The 15,688-nt window shown below is 72.8% G+C and carries 16 protein-coding genes; 13 read left to right on the top strand and 3 right to left on the bottom strand.

The window, feature by feature from the left end:
- Nucleotides 1-26: 26 nt before the first annotated feature.
- Nucleotides 27-1,628: an AMP-binding protein gene (locus ACFFCA_RS16045; RefSeq protein WP_375486569.1), complete on the bottom strand. Its 1,602-nt coding sequence runs from the start codon at nt 1,626-1,628 to the stop codon at nt 27-29.
- An 82-nt stretch (nt 1,629-1,710) separates the two neighbouring features.
- Between ACFFCA_RS16045 and ACFFCA_RS16040 the strand changes: the two genes are divergently transcribed.
- Both ACFFCA_RS16040 and ACFFCA_RS16035 read left to right on the top strand, forming a co-directional pair.
- Nucleotides 1,711-2,532, top strand: a complete 822-nt coding sequence (locus tag ACFFCA_RS16040; RefSeq protein WP_375486567.1) for a menaquinone biosynthetic enzyme MqnA/MqnD family protein — start codon at nt 1,711-1,713, stop codon at nt 2,530-2,532.
- An 84-nt stretch (nt 2,533-2,616) separates the two neighbouring features.
- The gene (locus ACFFCA_RS16035) at nt 2,617-3,618 is read left to right on the top strand and encodes an alpha/beta hydrolase (RefSeq protein WP_375486565.1); all 1,002 of its coding nucleotides are present in this window, start codon (nt 2,617-2,619) and stop codon (nt 3,616-3,618) included.
- Nucleotides 3,619-3,621: 3 nt separating this feature from the next.
- Here ACFFCA_RS16035 and ACFFCA_RS16030 read toward each other — a convergent pair whose 3' ends face one another.
- A complete protein-coding gene (locus tag ACFFCA_RS16030; protein ID WP_375486563.1) occupies nt 3,622-4,257 on the bottom strand; it encodes a hypothetical protein in 636 nt (211 codons plus the stop codon).
- A 112-nt stretch (nt 4,258-4,369) separates the two neighbouring features.
- Between ACFFCA_RS16030 and mqnC the strand changes: the two genes are divergently transcribed.
- From mqnC to ACFFCA_RS16000, 6 genes are all read left to right on the top strand, one after another.
- Nucleotides 4,370-5,545 carry a cyclic dehypoxanthinyl futalosine synthase gene (gene mqnC, locus ACFFCA_RS16025; protein WP_375486604.1) on the top strand — a complete coding sequence of 392 codons (1,176 nt, stop codon included), beginning with the start codon at nt 4,370-4,372 and terminating at the stop codon, nt 5,543-5,545.
- A gap of 228 nt (nt 5,546-5,773) precedes the next feature.
- Nucleotides 5,774-6,694, top strand: coding sequence for a DMT family transporter (locus tag ACFFCA_RS16020; RefSeq protein WP_375486561.1), 921 nt, complete (start codon nt 5,774-5,776; stop codon nt 6,692-6,694).
- Nucleotides 6,691-7,455, top strand: coding sequence for a demethylmenaquinone methyltransferase (locus tag ACFFCA_RS16015; RefSeq protein WP_375486559.1), 765 nt, complete (start codon nt 6,691-6,693; stop codon nt 7,453-7,455). The genes ACFFCA_RS16020 and ACFFCA_RS16015 overlap by 4 nt, the downstream gene beginning before the upstream one ends.
- 111 nt (nt 7,456-7,566) lie before the next feature.
- The gene (locus ACFFCA_RS16010; RefSeq protein WP_375486557.1) at nt 7,567-7,878 is read left to right on the top strand and encodes a BatC protein; all 312 of its coding nucleotides are present in this window, start codon (nt 7,567-7,569) and stop codon (nt 7,876-7,878) included.
- A gap of 15 nt (nt 7,879-7,893) precedes the next feature.
- On the top strand, nt 7,894-9,126 hold the full coding sequence (locus ACFFCA_RS16005; protein WP_375486555.1) for a cupin domain-containing protein: 1,233 nt from the start codon (nt 7,894-7,896) through the stop codon (nt 9,124-9,126).
- Nucleotides 9,123-10,106 carry a sucrase ferredoxin gene (locus tag ACFFCA_RS16000; RefSeq protein ID WP_375486553.1) on the top strand — a complete coding sequence of 328 codons (984 nt, stop codon included), beginning with the start codon at nt 9,123-9,125 and terminating at the stop codon, nt 10,104-10,106. Before ACFFCA_RS16005 ends, ACFFCA_RS16000 begins: the two co-directional genes overlap by 4 nt.
- Before the next feature lie 10 nt (nt 10,107-10,116).
- On the opposite strand, the gene ACFFCA_RS15995 is transcribed toward ACFFCA_RS16000, so the two are convergent.
- Nucleotides 10,117-10,608 (bottom strand): inorganic diphosphatase, encoded by a 492-nt coding sequence (locus tag ACFFCA_RS15995; RefSeq protein ID WP_375486551.1) that lies wholly within the window; start codon nt 10,606-10,608, stop codon nt 10,117-10,119.
- 86 nt (nt 10,609-10,694) lie between these two features.
- Here ACFFCA_RS15995 and dacB point away from each other — a divergent pair, with 86 nt between their 5' ends.
- The 5 genes from dacB to ACFFCA_RS15970 form a co-directional block, all read left to right on the top strand.
- The gene (gene dacB, locus ACFFCA_RS15990) at nt 10,695-12,062 is read left to right on the top strand and encodes a D-alanyl-D-alanine carboxypeptidase/D-alanyl-D-alanine-endopeptidase (RefSeq protein WP_375486549.1); all 1,368 of its coding nucleotides are present in this window, start codon (nt 10,695-10,697) and stop codon (nt 12,060-12,062) included.
- 96 nt (nt 12,063-12,158) lie between these two features.
- A complete protein-coding gene (locus tag ACFFCA_RS15985; protein ID WP_375486547.1) occupies nt 12,159-13,205 on the top strand; it encodes a zinc-dependent metalloprotease in 1,047 nt (348 codons plus the stop codon).
- A gap of 17 nt (nt 13,206-13,222) precedes the next feature.
- Nucleotides 13,223-14,278, top strand: a complete 1,056-nt coding sequence (gene tilS, locus ACFFCA_RS15980; RefSeq protein ID WP_375486545.1) for a tRNA lysidine(34) synthetase TilS — start codon at nt 13,223-13,225, stop codon at nt 14,276-14,278.
- A 10-nt stretch (nt 14,279-14,288) separates the two neighbouring features.
- A complete protein-coding gene (hpt, locus tag ACFFCA_RS15975; protein ID WP_375486602.1) occupies nt 14,289-14,828 on the top strand; it encodes a hypoxanthine phosphoribosyltransferase in 540 nt (179 codons plus the stop codon).
- A 108-nt stretch (nt 14,829-14,936) separates the two neighbouring features.
- Nucleotides 14,937-15,688: ATP-dependent metallopeptidase FtsH/Yme1/Tma family protein (locus ACFFCA_RS15970; RefSeq protein WP_375486543.1), on the top strand; the 752-nt coding region annotated here is incomplete at its 3' end.

Here is a 15,688-nt window from a genome sequence, read left to right as displayed (position 1 = left end):
CGGGGTCGACGAGTTCCACGCGCCGACTAGCCCTGCTCGGGTCGGTCGTAGTACCCGGCGAAGTCCTTGCGGACGACGTTCTTCTGGATCTTGCCGGTGGAGGTCCGGGGCAGCTCGGCCACGACCACGACGGCCTTCGGCGCCTTGAACGACGCGATGTGCTGCCGCGCGCCCGTGAGCACGGTGTCGGGGTCGAGCGTCTCGCCCTCCTTCGCGATGACGAACGCGGTGATGGCCTCCGTCCAGCGCTCGTGCGGCAGCCCGACGACCGCGACCTCGGCGATGTTCGGGTCCGCCGCGTACACCGCCTGCTCGACCTCGATGGACGCGATGTTCTCGCCGCCGGACTTGATCACGTCCTTGTAGCGGTCGCTGAACCAGAGCATGCCGTCCTCGGCGAGCACGCCGGCGTCGCCGGAGTGGAACCAGCCGTGCGCGAAGGCCGCCTCGGTCGCGGCCGGGTCCTTCAGGTACTCGTTCAGCGCCTGCGGGCCGCGGTAGACGATCTCGCCCTCCTCGCCACGGGGCAGCAGGGCACCGGACGGGTCCATGATCGCAATCTGCACGTTGATCACCTGCGAGCCGACCGCGCCGGAGTGCGACAGCTGGTGCTCGGGCCGGAAGTACGTTGTCACCGGGCTCATCTCCGTCTGCCCGAACGACAGGTGGAATTCGCAGTCGAAGACCTCGATGCACCGCCTCAGCAGCGCGTCGGGCATCGGGGCCATCGCGTACGCGGCGCGCCGCAGCGACGACAGATCGCGGCGCGACACGTCCGGGTGGTCGGCCAGCGCGCGCCACATCATCGGCAGCGCGAAGGCCCGGGTGATGTGCTCGGACTCGACGAGCTCGAGCAGCGCCGCGGGGTCGAACCCGCGCATGAGGTACTGCGTCGCGCCGGCCATGACCGCGGGAGTGGCGAACCCGTTCAGCTGAGCGGTGTGGAACAGCGGCATCAGGCACGCGATGCGGTCGTCCGGGCCGAGGTGGGTCTCGGCGACCATCATCAGCGATTCCAGGTAGATCGCGGTGTGGCTGCCCACCACGCCCTTGGGGAAGGACGTCGTGCCGCTCGTGTAGAGGTAGCTCACCGCGTCGCGGTCGTCGACGAACGTCTCCGGCGAGCTGTCGTCGTCCGCGGCGAGCTCGGCGAACGTGAGCCGGCGGCGGTCGGGCGCGTCGTAGGTCGTCTCGCCGCCGGTGCCGGGCGCCACCACGACGTCGCCAACCGTCGGCACCTTCTCGACGGCCGGGGCGGCCAGTGGCAGCAGCTGGGCCTCGACGACGATCCCGCGCGCCCCGGAATGGTCGAGCACGTAGGCGATCTCGTCCGGACGCCAGCCCAGGTTGACGGGCACGCAGACGACGCCGAGCTTGGCGCAGGCGAAGTAGGTGACGAGGAACTCGGCGCTGTTGCCCGAGACGAGAGCAAGTGCGTCGCCGCGGGCGTAGCCGAGCCCGTGCAGCCCGTGCGCGACGCGGTTGACCCAGGCGTCGAGCTCGGCGTAGGTCCAGCGCCGGTCGCCGTCGACGACGGCGACGGTGGCCGGCAGCCGGCCCGCGGTGCGGGTCAGCGCATCGCCGACGTTGACGCGGGTGACGAGATTCGCGGCGAGCTCCGGCTCCATCCGCTGACCTTGGCACGGCGCACTGTGCATCACCAGAGCACGACCAGCGGGCGTAGGTCAGCGTCGGCGTAGCGTCGACGAGGTGAGTGCGGTCCGACCCCGGGTGGGGCACATCCAGTTCCTCAACTGCCTGCCCATCTACTGGGGGCTGGTCCGGGCCGGCGCCCTGCTCGACGTCGAGCTGACCAAGGACACGCCCGACAACCTCAACGACATGCTGGTCGCGGGTGACCTCGACATCGGCCCGATCTCGCTCGTCGAGTACCTGCGCAACGCCGACGACCTGCTGCTGCTGCCCGACATCGCGATCGGGTCGGACGGGCCGGTGCTCTCCGTCGATCTGGTGTCGCAGGTGCCGCTGGCCGAGCTGGACGGCGCCCGCATCGCGCTCGGGTCCACGTCGCGGACCTCGGTGCTGCTGGCCCAGATGTGGCTCGAACAGCATCACGGTGTGCGTCCCGAGTACTTCACCTGCCCGCCCGACCTGACGGCCATGCTGCTCGAGGCGCAGGCCGCGGTCGTCATCGGCGACACCGCGCTGCGCGCCACCTACGACGCGCCGCGGCGAGGTCTCGACGTGCACGACCTGGGGCAGGCCTGGCGCGACTGGTCGGGCCTGCCGATGGTCTTCGCCGTGTGGGCCGCCCGCCGCGACTACGCCGAGGCCAACCCGGGCCTGGTGAAGGACGTCCACACCGCCTTCCTGCGCAGCCGCGACGACGCGCTGGCCCACGTCGACGAGGTCGCGGCCACCGCGGCGCGGTGGGAGATCTTCGACGCGGACACCCTCGTGACCTACTTCCGCACGCTGGACTTCTCGCTGGGTTCGCGCCAGCTCCAGGGCCTGGTGGAATTCGGCCGCCGCGCCGGGTACGACGTCGACCCGGTGTTCGCCGACGTCTGACCCACAGGACAATGGGCTCGTGAGTGACGCTTGCGGAGCGAACCGATGACACGGCGGCTGGACCGGCCCGAACGGAGTGAGGGCGTGGAAGATACCGACTCCGTGCTGGACCCGCAGGTGGCCGACTGGTTGGTGCGGGTCATGCCCGACCGCGACCCCGAGACCGTCGCGGAGGCGCGCGAACACTCCCGCGCCACCAACGCCGCGGCGCTCGCGGAGATGGACCCCGCCCTGCTGCCGGCCGACGAGTCCGACGCCGAGATCCCGGCCGGCGACGACGGCCCGGCGCTGCCCATCCGGGTGCTGCGCCCGGCCCGCGCCGGCACCCGCGACGTCGACACCGCCGCCATGCCGACCGTCGTCTACTTCCACGGCGGCGGCTGGGTCGTCGGCGACCTCGACACCCATCTCGGCCACGCCCGCCGCATCTGCGCGCAGGTGCACGCCGTCGTGGTCTCGGTCGGCTACCGCCGGGCACCCGAGCACCGCTTCCCGGCCGCGTTCGACGACGCGGCCCGCGCCACCGAGTGGGTGGCGTCGCGCCTGGCGGACTTCGGCGGCTCGGACGACCTCGTCGTGGCCGGCGACAGCGCCGGCGGTCAGCTGGCCGCGTCCGTGGCGATCGCCCGCCGAGACGCGGGGCTGCCGCTGAGCGCGCAGATGCTGCTCTACCCGGTCACGGACGTGGCCGGGCGGTACGAGGACCCGGACGTGAACGCCGGTTACATGTCCCGCTACTCGGGTCACAAGCGGTTCGGCCTGACGCTCGAGGGCATGGTCAACTTCGCGCACGCGTACGTGTCGGAGCAGCAGTCGGCCGACTGGCGGGTGTCGCCCAAGCGCGCGGCGTCCCTGGCCGGCGTCGCACCTGCCGTCATCCACACCTCGACGCTGGACGTGCTGCGCACCGAGGGCAACTTCTTCGCCGACGACCTGCGGGCCGCGGGTGTCGACGTCGTCAGCCGTGAGCACCCGTCGCTGAACCACTCCTACTTCGGGCTCGGCGGGGTGTCGACCGTGGCCGACGCCGCGGCGTCCGAGGCGGCGCAGGACCTGCTCGATCTGCTGGCCCGGGCGCGCGGCTGACGCCTACTTCCGGGCCACCCATTTCTTGGCCGCGTACGACGCCGAGGCGTAACCCGCGACGTTGGTCCCGGTGATGAACGAGCCGTTCGTCGAGCCGGCGCAGCGGTAGCCGGGCGCCGACACCCACAGCGTCGCCGAGCCGTAGCTGAGCCCGAACAGGTAGTCGCGTGAGTCGGCCTTCGTCAGGACCGATGCGCAGCCGCCGGCCCTGTCGGAGGTCGAGCTGATGCGCGGCAGGGCGGACAGCGTCCTGACCAGCCCGGACAGGCTCCCCGAGAGCTTGCTGCGACCGGTCAGCGACACCTCCTTCGACACATTCGGCTCGGCCCCGTCGAGGTAGGCGCAGACCACCGCGTGGGTCGGGGTGTCGTCGGACACGAGACGGTCGTCGCCGTTGACGCCCCGCGGCGCGTGCGGCACCCAACCGTTCGTGTCGCCGCCCGTCTGGCGGTACTGCCGCGGGCAGGCCAGCGCCTTGTCGCGAGCCACCGCCGTCCCCTCGGACCCGGTGGGGCTGCCCGGGTCACGGCCGTTGCCAAGCGTGACCACCAGCACGATCGCCACCACGGCCACGGCCAGCGCGCCGAGGAGGGGCGCCAGGGTCGAGGAGCGTCTCCCGCTCGGCTGCGACGAGGCCATGCTCCCAGTGTGCTGTCCGCCCACCGCACGGTCGCGGGCACCCCGGCCGCCGTACTCTGAGGGGGTGACGATCTCCGCGCCGAACGACCCTGCGCCGAACTCCGCCGCGCCGATGCAGCCCTCGATCGCCGAGGTGCTGGCCCGAGGTGCCGCGGGCGGCCGCATCACACCCGACGAGGCGTTGCTGCTCTACACCGACGCACCGCTGCACGCCCTGGGTCGCGCTGCCGACACCGTCCGGCGCCGGCGCTTCCCGGACAACATCGCCACCTACATCATCGACCGCAACATCAACTACACCAACGTCTGCCTGACGGCCTGCAAGTTCTGCGCCTTCTACCGCTCGCCGAAGCACGCCGAGGGCTGGACGCACCCGCTGGAGGAGATCCTGCGCCGCTGCGGCGAGGCCGCCGACCTCGGCGCCACGCAGATCATGCTGCAGGGCGGCCACTCGCCCGACCTCGGCATGGAGTGGTACGAGCAGACGTTCTCCGCGATCAAATCCGCCTATCCGCAGCTGACCCTGCACTCGCTCGGCGCGTCCGAGGTCGTGCACATCGGTCGGACGTCGTCGCTGCCGCACGCCGAGGTCATCAGCCGGCTCAAGGCCGCCGGGCTCGACTCCTTCGCCGGGGCGGGCGCCGAGATCCTCGTCGACCGGCCCCGCACGGCCATCGCCCCGCTGAAGGAGCCGGGCGACGTCTGGCTGTCGGTCATGGAGACCGCGCACGGCCTGGGCCTGCAGTCGACCGCCACGTTCATGATGGGCACCGGCGAGACGAACGCCGAGCGCATCGAGCACCTGCGGATGATCCGCGACGTCCAGGACCGCACCGGCGGGTTCCGCTCGTTCATCCCTTGGACCTACCAGCCGGAGAACAACCACCTCAAGGGACGCACGCAGGCCACGTCGCTCGAATACCTGCGCATGATCGCGGTGGCCCGGCTGTTCTTCGACAACATCGTCCACCTGCAGGGGTCGTGGCTGACGACCGGCAAGGACATCGGCATGCTGACGCTGCACTTCGGCGCCGAGGACCTGGGTTCGGTCATGCTGGAGGAGAACGTCGTGTCCTCGGCCGGCGCACGGCACCGGTCGAACCGCACCGAGCTCATCGAGCTGATCCGCGGCGCCGGGCGCATCCCCGCGCAGCGCGACACCCTCTACCGGCACCTCGTCGTGCACGACGACCCGGCGAACGACCCGGTGGACGCCCGCGTCCACTCGCACATGAGCTCGACCGCCCTGCAGGTCGGCCAGCCGCTCACGCTCGTCCCCGCGAGCTGACCGGCGGCGGGGTACGGGAAGCCCCCCATTCCCCCGCAGGAACTGGACGGAGGGTCTTCCCGTAAGAGCTTTCGCCCCCTGTGTCGGCCGGAGAACCGGCCGCCCGATAAAGGGAGTGCCCACCCGCCGACCAGGCTCAATCAACCCCGTCCGCACCGTCGCCACGGTGGGTGGCAACTCGCCGAGAGACGGGATTCGCGGCCGAGTCCGGCCGCTACCCTCCTGGACGTGAACCTCGCCCTCGCCGTGCCGTTCGGCGTGGCGTCGTCGGTCGTCTACGGCACTTCGATCGTGGTCCAGCACAAGGTGGCCCAGGAGCACGCCGACGACGGTGAGGAGAGCGCCCGCGGGCTGATGCGGCTGATCCGGCACCCGATCTTCCTGCTCGCGATCGCCGGTGACTTCATCGGTTTCGTGCTCAACATCGTCGCGTTGTCGGCCGGCGCGGTGGTCGTCATCCAGCCGCTCGTCGTGCTGATGCTGCCCGTGGCCCTCGGCGTGGGCTACCTGATGGGCGGCCCGCGCCCGTCGCGGTCGGACTACCTCGGCTGTGTCGGTGTGCTCGGCGGCCTGGGCGTGTTCCTCGCCCTCATCGGGGCGCCCGCCACCGAACACGTGCCCAAACCCCGCTACATCGGCATGGCCGTGGTCGCCGTCCTCGTGATCGGCGGGGTGCTGACGCTCGTCGTGTCGGGGCGCAACCGCCTCATCCGCGGCGCCACGTACGGCGCGGTCGCGGGCTCGTTCTTCGGCACGCTCGCCGTGATGGTCGACGCGGCTTCGGACCGCGTGAGCGCCCGCGGCCTCGGCGCCCTGTTCACGACCCCGCGCGGTGCCGTTCCGTTGATCAGCATCGTGGTACTGGGCGCCGCGGGCATCGCGCTCACCCAGCTGTCGTTCCAGGTGGGCGCGCTGGGCGCCACGTTGCCCGCCAACCTCGCCGCCGACCCCGCCATGGGCGTCATCTTCGGTGCGGTGCTGCTGCGCGAGCACGTCCCGCTGTCGGTGCCGCACCTGATCGGGTACGTGCTGTGCCTGGCCGCCGTGATCGCCGGCGGGATCCAGCTCGCCCGACCACGCGGCAAGGTCGCCGACAACACCGGGGGAGTGACGCCGGACGTGCCGGGCGGTGACAGACTGCCAGGGTGACGCAACCGGCGCTGGACGGCCCGCAGGAGCGCCCTGTTCAGGACCAGCCCGTCCGGGCCACCCTGGACAAGCAGCCGCGCGAGGTCGCGCAGATGTTCGACGGGGTCGCGCGCCGCTACGACCTCACCAACACCGTGCTGTCCTTCGGTCAGGACCGTCGCTGGCGCCGTCGCACCCGCCAGTGCCTGGAACTCAAACCTGGGCAGCGGGTGCTCGACCTGGCCGCCGGCACCGGCGTCTCCACCGCCGAGCTGGCCCGCAGCGGGGCCGCGGCCGTCGCCTGCGACTTCTCCCTCGGCATGCTGCGGGCCGGGCGCGGCGCCCGCCGTCGTCGGCACCTGCCCTTCGTCGCGGGGGACGCCACCAGGTTGCCGTTCGCCGACGGCTCCTTCGCCGCCGTCACCATCAGCTTCGGCCTGCGCAACGTCTCCGACGTGCCGGCCGCCCTGCGCGAGATGGCCCGCGTCACCCGTCCGGGCGGCCGCCTCGTCGTCTGCGAGTTCAGCCGGCCGACCTGGCGACCCTTCCGCGTGCTGTACCTGAACTACCTGATGCGGGCGCTGCCCGCGGTGGCCCGCCGGGTGTCGTCGAACGCCGACGCCTACGTCTACCTCGCGGAGTCGATCCGCGCGTGGCCCGCGCAGCGCGAGCTCGCCGCGATCATCGCCGACAACGGGTGGACGAGCGTCCGGCACCGCAACCTCACCGGCGGGATCGTCGCGTTGCACCTCGCCGAGACGCCGAAACGTCGAGCCCGCTGAGCCGGCCCGGGGATTAGTGCGCAGACCCCACGGGTATCCGCCTACTGACAGCGCTACGTTCAAGGGCCTGGCCTGTCGGTTGGACGGCCCGACACACACTCGGAGGTAGACATGAGTCTCGACGACGACGACATCACCAGCGGCGACGGCGGCGCGGACGGCGCGGCCGGTCCCGGCCCGGAAGGTCCGGCCGACAGCGGCGACGGTGGCGCGGACGGCGCGGCGGGTACCGGTGACGGCGGTGCCGACGGCGGTGCGCAGCCCGGCCCCGAGGGCCCGGCCGACAGCGGCGAGGGCCCGGCCGACAGCGGCGACGGTGGCGCGGACGGCGCGGCGGGTACGGGTGACGGCGGTGCCGACGGCGGTGCGCAGCCCGGCCCCGAGGGCCCGGCCGACAGCAGCGAAGGCCCCGCCGACAGCTGAGCCGACGCACACCGCATGACTGCACACTCCTCGGTCCGGGTCGGGGGCGCCGCGTTCGCACGCTGCGTCGCCGGCCCGGCCGACGTGTTCGCCACGGAGCACTGGGGGCGCGCTCCGCTGTTCAGCGCGGCGGCCGATCTGCCCCGTGACTTCACCGATCTCCTCGACGCGCACGCGGTCGACGACCTGATCTCGTCGCGCGGTCTGCGCACCCCGTTCCTGCGCATGGCCAAGGACGGGACGGTGCTGCCGGCGGCCCGCTTCACCCGCGGCGGAGGGGCCGGCGCGACGATCGCCGACCAGGCGGCCGACGACAAGGTGCTGGCGGCCATGGCCGACGGCTCGACTCTCGTGTTGCAGGGCCTGCACCGCACCTGGCCGCCCCTCGTCGACTTCGCGGCGCAGTTCGCCGACGAGCTCGGGCACCCCGTCCAGATCAATGCCTACATCACTCCGCCGCAGAACCAGGGCTTCTCACCGCACTACGACGTGCACGACGTGTTCGTCCTGCAGGTCGCCGGCCGCAAGCGGTGGACCATCCACCGCCCCGTCGTCGACGACCCGCTGGCCAACCAGCCGTGGGACGCCCGCCGCGGCGAGGTCGAGGCCCGCGCCGCCGAGGCGCCGCTGCTCGACACCGTGCTCGCGCCCGGCGACGCGATGTACCTGCCGCGCGGCACCATCCACGCCGCCCAGGCGCAGGGCGAGCTGGCCATCCACCTCACGGTCGGCGTGCATCCGCTCACCCGCTACGACCTGGTCAAGCGGCTGCTCGAGGCCGTCCAGGACGACCCGGCCCTGCGGGCCTCGTTGCCGGTGGGCGTGGACCTCGCCGACCCCACCGTCCTGGCCCCGGCCCTCGAGGACACCGTCGCGGCGCTGCAGCGCGCGCTCACCGACGTTCCCGTCACCCGGGTCGCGGACGACGTCGGCACGAACCTCATGCGCCGCACCCGGCCGAAGCCGCTCGCCCCGCTGGCGCAGCTGGACCTCGCCGCGACCCTGACGGGCGACACGCGCCTGCGGCTGCGCGAGGCCCTGCGGTTGCGGCTCACCGACGACGGCGAGCACCTGCGCATCGTCCTGCTCGACCGCACCGTCGAGCTCCCGCAGACCGCGGCCGACGCCGTCAAGACCGCGGTCGCCGGGGCGCCGTTCGTCCCCGCCGGTCTGCCCGGGCTCGATCCCGACGAGCAGCTCGTGCTCGCGCGACGGCTGGTCCGCGAGGGCCTGCTCGTGCCGGCTTGACCAGCGTCCCGGCCGGCTCGGCGCCTCCCGCCGAGCCACTCCGTCCGGCCGACGTCCGCAACGCCCGGCGGATGCCCAACCCGCGCGAGACCCTCGAACGTTGTGCCCTGCGTGCGCAGCTGCGCGGCGACCCCATGCTCGGCACCGCCTTCCCGTCCGCGCGGCTGCTCCTCGTCGAGCAACCCGGCCCCTGGGGCCGGCACGCGCTCATCGACTCCCGCTTCGACCGCGACACCGCGGTCGCCCTCACCGAACGCACCCGTGCGATCGGGGTTCGGCTGCAGGTCATCCGCCGTCCCGGCCGGGACGCCCGCCCGGCCCGCCGTCGCTGGGCGTTCGCCGACACCCGGGCGGGGATCGAGACGGTCCGGTGGGGCAGCTTCGACCGCGACGCCGAGCTGCTCGACCTGCCCCTCGACGGCTCCGCCGGCGAGATCGACAACTCCGTCGTGCACCTCGTCTGCACGCACGGTCGGCACGACGTGTGCTGCGCCCTGCGCGGACGGCCGGTCGCCGCGGCCCTGGCCGACGCCGCACCCGGGCAGGTGTGGGAGACCAGCCACCTCGGGGGCGAGCGCTTCGGCGCGAACGTCCTGGTGCTGCCCGCCGGGCTGCTGTACGGGCGGGTGCTGCCCTTCGCGGCGGCCGAGTTCGTCGCGGCCGCCCAGGCCGACGAGGTCGTCGGCGCCCTCCTGCGGGGCCGGATCGGCACCCCGCCGGCCGGTCAGGCCGCGCTCGCCTTCGCCCACGAGCAGCTGGCGCTGCCCCGCCGGGGCGACCTCGAGGTGCGGTCGGTCGGGACGTTCCGCGACGGCTTCGCGCTCGTGCGGGTGCGCAGCCCCCACGGAGAGCTGGACGTCACCGTGGCCGCCGAGCAGGTGCCCGTCGACGGGCTGACCTGCGGGAACCCCCGCCGGGGCGTCTACTGGCGCTACCTGCCCGTACGCATCGACCGGGTCGACGGGTCACCCGTCGTCTGAACCGTCCGGCTCAGTGACCCTCGGTCTCGGCCCGCTTGTAGGAACGCACGATCTCGGCCTCGGCCTCGGACCGGCCGACCCAGTTCGCACCCTCGACGCTCTTGCCGGGCTCGAGATCCTTGTAGACCTCGAAGAAGTGCTGGATCTCGAGACGGTCGAACTCCGGGACGTGGTGGATGTCGCGCAGGTGCTCCAGGCGCGGGTCGGTGACGGGCACGGCGAGCAGCTTGTCGTCGCCGCCCTTCTCGTCGGTCATCCGGAACATGCCGATCGCTCGGCAGCGCACCAGGACGCCGGGGAACAGGGGGTCGCCGTGCAGGATGACCAGCGCGTCCAGAGGGTCGCCGTCCTCGCCGAGCGTGTCCTCGATGTAGCCGTAGTCGGCGGGGTACTGGGTCGAGGTGAACAGGGTCCGGTCCAGGCGCATGCGCCCCGACTCGTGGTCGACCTCGTACTTGTTGCGGCTGCCGCGCGGGATCTCGATCAGTACGTCGAACTCCACCTGGTGCTCCTGCCTCGTCGATCCCTGCTGCCGCCCCGCGTGCGTTCCGCGTCGGCGCTGTGTCTCCGCCGCTAGTCTGACGCATCGTGAGCAACTCCCGCGCACGGATGGCGGGATGGGTTGCCGCGATCACCGTGGCCGCCGTCGCGGCCGCAGGGATCGGGTACGGGGAGACCCGCCTGGCCCGTAGCGACCCCCCGTCCGCGCGCCCGAGCGTCACGGCCGACGGCCCGCTGGCCGCCGCCACCCGGTCGCCCGCGTCGTCGCGTGTCCCGGTCGCTCCGGCCGCGCGTGCCGCGGCGGTCGCGGCCGCTCTGCGGGCACCGTCGACCGCCGCCGGTCTGGGTGGGCGGCTGCGCGGAGAGGTCATCGACGTGGCCGCCGGGACGACCGTCTACGGCAGCGGTGCGGACGCCCCGGCCGCACCCGCCTCGACGGCCAAGCTCCTGACCGCCGCGGCGGTGCTCACGACCCGCGGCCCCGACTACCGCATCCCCACCTCGGTGGTCGCGGGTTCCGGCGGTGCCGTGGTGCTCGTCGGGCACGGCGACCCGACGCTGTCCGGCGCCGGTTCCGGACCGACGGCCTACCCCGACGCGGCGCGGCTGCGCGATCTGGCCTCGGCCGTTCGCCGGGCGGGGGTGCGGCCCACGCGGGTCGTCGTCGACGACTCGGCCTTCTCGGGGCCGGCGGTGTCACCGGCCTGGGCCCGCGAGGACGTGCCGTCGGACTACGGCGCGGCGATCACCGCGACCATGACCGACGGCGGCCGGGCCACGCCGTCCGCCGTCGTGCGCAGCGCTGCGCCGGACCTCGCGGCCGGTGCCGAGCTGGCGGCGCTGCTCGGCCGCTCCGGGCTGCCGGTCGGCCGCGGTGCCGCGCCGGCGGGGGCCCGGGTGCTGGGCACGGTGCGCTCGGCACCGGTGTCCACTCTCGTGGACCAGATGCTGATGCAGTCCGACAACGTCATCGCCGAATGCCTCGGACGGCAGGTGGCGATGGTCCGCGGGCAGCCGACCACCTTCGCCGGTGCCGCGGCCGCCATCCGGGCCACGGTGCGCACCCTGGGCGTCGACCCGGGAACGGGCATGCGCGACGCCAGCGGGCTGGCCGCCGCCGACCGGCTCTCCGCGCGGACCCTCGGTCGGCTGCTGGCCGTCGTCGCGACCCGCCGGGGGCCGTTGGGCGACATCGTCGCCGGGCTCCCGGTCGCCGGCTGGTCGGGTTCTCTCGTCGACCGCTACGTGGCGGGGTCCGCCCGGGCCGCCGCCGGGCTGCTACGGGCGAAGACGGGCACGCTCACCGGCGTGAGCGCGCTCGCCGGGCTCGTCCACGACCGTGCCGGCCGGCTGCTGGCGTTCGCGTTCATCGCCGACCGCACGGCGTCCACCCCGGCGGCCGAGGCCGCGCTGGACACCGTCGCCGCCCGGCTCGCGACCTGCACCTGCACCTGACCGCCGCACCACCCGCCCCCTGACGGAGGGACGGGTCCGCCTTCCGGCGGCGTGCGCGCCGGGCCCGCGCCGCAGGGCGCTGGGTAGCGTGTAGTCATGGCGACGCTCATCGACTGGGATCTGGCCGCGCGTTCGGCCCGTCGCTTCAGCCCGGCCCCGCCCGGCGTCTCGCGGCGCGAGGCCGACGACGCCGTGGGCGAGCTCTACCGTGCGACCGCCGAGGCGGCCGACCACGTCGCCGACTTGACCCACCTGCACGAGCCCACCGTCACCGCGGCCACCCGCGTCGTCGACCGTCCGGGGTGGATCGACGCCAACGCAGGCGGCATGCAGGCCGTCATGACGCCGGTCCTCGAGCGCCTCACCGAGCAGAACCCGGTGGGCAAGGTCGCCGAGCGCATCGGCGGCCGCCTCACCGGCGTCCAGCTCGGCGTGATCCTGGGCTTCCTGTCCGGCAAGGTCCTCGGCCAGTTCGAGTTCTTCGACCGGCCCGGCGGCCAGCTGTTGCTCGTCGCGCCGAACCTGGTGGCCGTCGAGCGTCAGCTCAAGGTCGACCCGAAGGACTTCCGCCTGTGGGTGTGCCTGCACGAGGTCACCCACCGCGTGCAGTTCACCGCGGTGCCGTGGCTGCGTCAGCACCTGCTCGACGAGGTCGGCGCGCTCACCGACAGCCTCGACACCGACCCCACCGAGCTCCGCCGACGCCTGTCCGGCGCCACGAGCGAGCTCGTCAAGGTCGTGCGCGGGCAGGGCGACGGGTCGGGCTTGCTCGCCGTGGTCACCACGCCGCAGCAGCGCGAGGTCCTCGAGCGGGTCACCGCCTTCATGTCGCTGGTCGAGGGCCACGCCGAGTACGTGATGAATGCCGTGTCGCCCACCGTCATCCCGAGCCAGCAGGCCATCGAGGCCCGCTTCGCCGCCCGCCGGCGCAAGGGCGGCAACCCGCTCGACCGGCTGCTGCGTCACCTGCTGGGCATGGAGGCCAAGACGCGTCAGTACGTCGACGGGTCGAAGTTCGTGCGCACGGTCGTCGAACGCATCGGGCTCGACGACTTCAACGCGATCTGGACGTCGGCCGAGACGCTGCCGACCAAGGCCGAGATCGCCGACCCGGGCCTGTGGATCGCCCGGGTGCACGCCTGAGCCACCGGTAGTCGTCCGTGGGGCCGGCTCCGAGCGTCGCCGAGGTGCGGCGGGCGGTACGAGCCGTGCTGGGCGACCGTTCCCGGACCGGCGCGGCCGACGTCGTGCTCGTCGCCTGTTCCGGCGGCGCCGACTCGCTGGCCCTCGCCGCCGCCACCGCCTTCGAGGCGCCGCGCTCCGGCGTCCGCGCGGGACTGGTCACCGTCGACCACGGCCTGCAACCCGGGTCGGCGGCGCAGGCGGCCCGGGCCGCGGCCTGCGGACGGGAGCTGGGGCTCGATCCGGTGCTGACCGTCGACGTCGAGGTCGGCGGCGAGGGCGGTCCCGAGGCGGCCGCCCGCACCGCGCGCTACGCCGCGTTGGACGCCTTGGCGGTGCGTCTTGGGGCTGACGTCCTGCTCGGGCACACCCTCGACGACCAGGCCGAGACCGTCCTGCTGGGTCTCGGTCGCGGGTCGGGTCCGCGCTCGATCGTCGGCATGGCCGTCGTCGACCGCCCCTACGTCCGCCCGCTGCTGCGGGTCCGCCGCGCGACCACCGAGGCCGCCTGCGCCGCGCTCGGACTCACCCCGTGGGACGACCCGCACAACGTCGACCCCCGCTACCAGCGCGTCCGGCTGCGGTCCGAGGTGGTGCCGCTGCTGGACGACGTGCTGCAGGGCGGCGTCGCTCCCGCGTTGGCGCGTACGGCCGAGCTGCTCCGCGACGACCTCGAAGCCCTGGACGCCTGGGCCGCCGACGTCCTGGCCGGCTCGGCGTCGCCGAGCGTCCCTCCCGCCCCCGTCGCGGGTGATCAACTGCGGGTCCCGGCGGCGGAGCGACCCCGATCCGCAGTCGATCACCTGGAGTTGTCGCTGGTCGCCGGGCTGCCGCGGGCGGTGCGCACGCGCGTGCTGCGGGCCTGGGCCGCACGCACCGGGGCCGAGCCGCTCAGCGCGGAACGCACGGCGGCGCTGGACGCGCTCGTCACCGCCTGGCACGGGCAGGGGCCGGTCGGCCTGCCAGGGGGCATCGACGTCACCCGGGCGTCTGGGAGACTCGAGGCTCATCCCCGCCGTACCGCACAGGAGTGACATGTCCGTTCTGGACGCCGACATCGAAGCCACCGTCGTCTCGGCCGACCAGATCGCGGCACGCACGGTCGAGCTGGCGAAGGAGATCGACGCCGCCTACAGCGACCGGGAGCCGGTGCTGGTGGGCGTCCTCAAGGGCGCGGCGATGTTCATGTCCGACCTCGCCCGCGCGCTCGAACGCCCCTCGACCATGGAGTTCATGGCCGTCAGCTCCTACGGCAGCGGCACCCAGAGCAGCGGCGTCGTGCGGATCCTCAAGGACCTCGATCGCGACATCGCGGGCCAGGACGTCCTCATCGTCGAGGACATCATCGACTCAGGCCTGACCCTGTCCTGGCTGCTCAAGAACCTCACCAGCCGCAGCCCGGCGTCGGTCAAGATCGTGACGTTGTTGCGCAAACCGGACGCCGTCAAGGTCGACGTCGACGTCGAGTGGGTCGGGTTCGACATCGCCAACGAATTCGTCGTCGGCTACGGCCTGGACTACGCCGAGCGCTACCGGGATCTGCCCTACATCGGGCGCCTGCGACCTGAGATCTACAGCGACTGACGTGTACCGTCGTGGGTCGAGACACAGTGTCCGGCGGCCCCGTGCTCCACGTCACGGACGCCACAGCGCGGGAAGGAACGCGAGCGGCCGCCCGTTCGTGGTAACGATATGAATCGCAAGCGCATTCTCCGGTCGTGGTGGCTCTGGGCCATCGTGATCCTGTTCGGCGTCCTGGTGCTGCCCAGCGTGCTGTCCAGCGGCAGTGGCTACCACGGCGTCAGCACCTCCTCCGCGCTGTCCCAGGTGACCAGCGGCAACGTCAAGTCCGCCGTCATCGACGACAAGGGCCAGACGCTGCAGCTGAAGCTCGACAAGAAGTTCGACGGCAAGTACAGCAAGATCAGCACCCAATACCCGTCCCGTGCGTCGGACAACGTCTACTCCACGCTCGAGACGCAGGCCGCGAAGAAGGGTTCGGACCTCACCTTCCGGACCCACGTGGCCAAGGAGAACACCTGGCTGTCGATCCTGGTCAGCCTGCTGCCCATCCTGCTCATCGTCGGCGTGCTGTTCTTCGTCATGAGCCAGGTGCAGGGCGGCGGCAACCGCGTCATGAGCTTCGGCAAGAGCAAGGCCAAGCTCGTCAACAAGGACACCCCGAAGACGACGTTCGCCGACGTCGCCGGGGCCGACGAGGCCATCGAGGAGCTCGAGGAGATCAAGGACTTCCTCGCCAACCCGGCCAAGTTCCAGGCCATCGGCGCCAAGATCCCGAAGGGCGTGCTGCTCTACGGCCCGCCCGGAACCGGTAAGACGCTCATCGCCCGCGCGGTGGCCGGCGAGGCCGGCGTCCCGTTCTTCTCGATCTCCGGCTCGGACTTCGTCGAGATGTTCGTCGGTGTCGGCGCCAGCCGCGTCCG

Source organism: uncultured Jatrophihabitans sp. (genome assembly GCF_964252635.1).
In the GTDB taxonomy this organism is placed as follows: Bacteria; Actinomycetota; Actinomycetes; order Mycobacteriales; family Jatrophihabitantaceae; genus Jatrophihabitans.
This window is presented reverse-complemented; position numbering and strand designations above follow the sequence as displayed.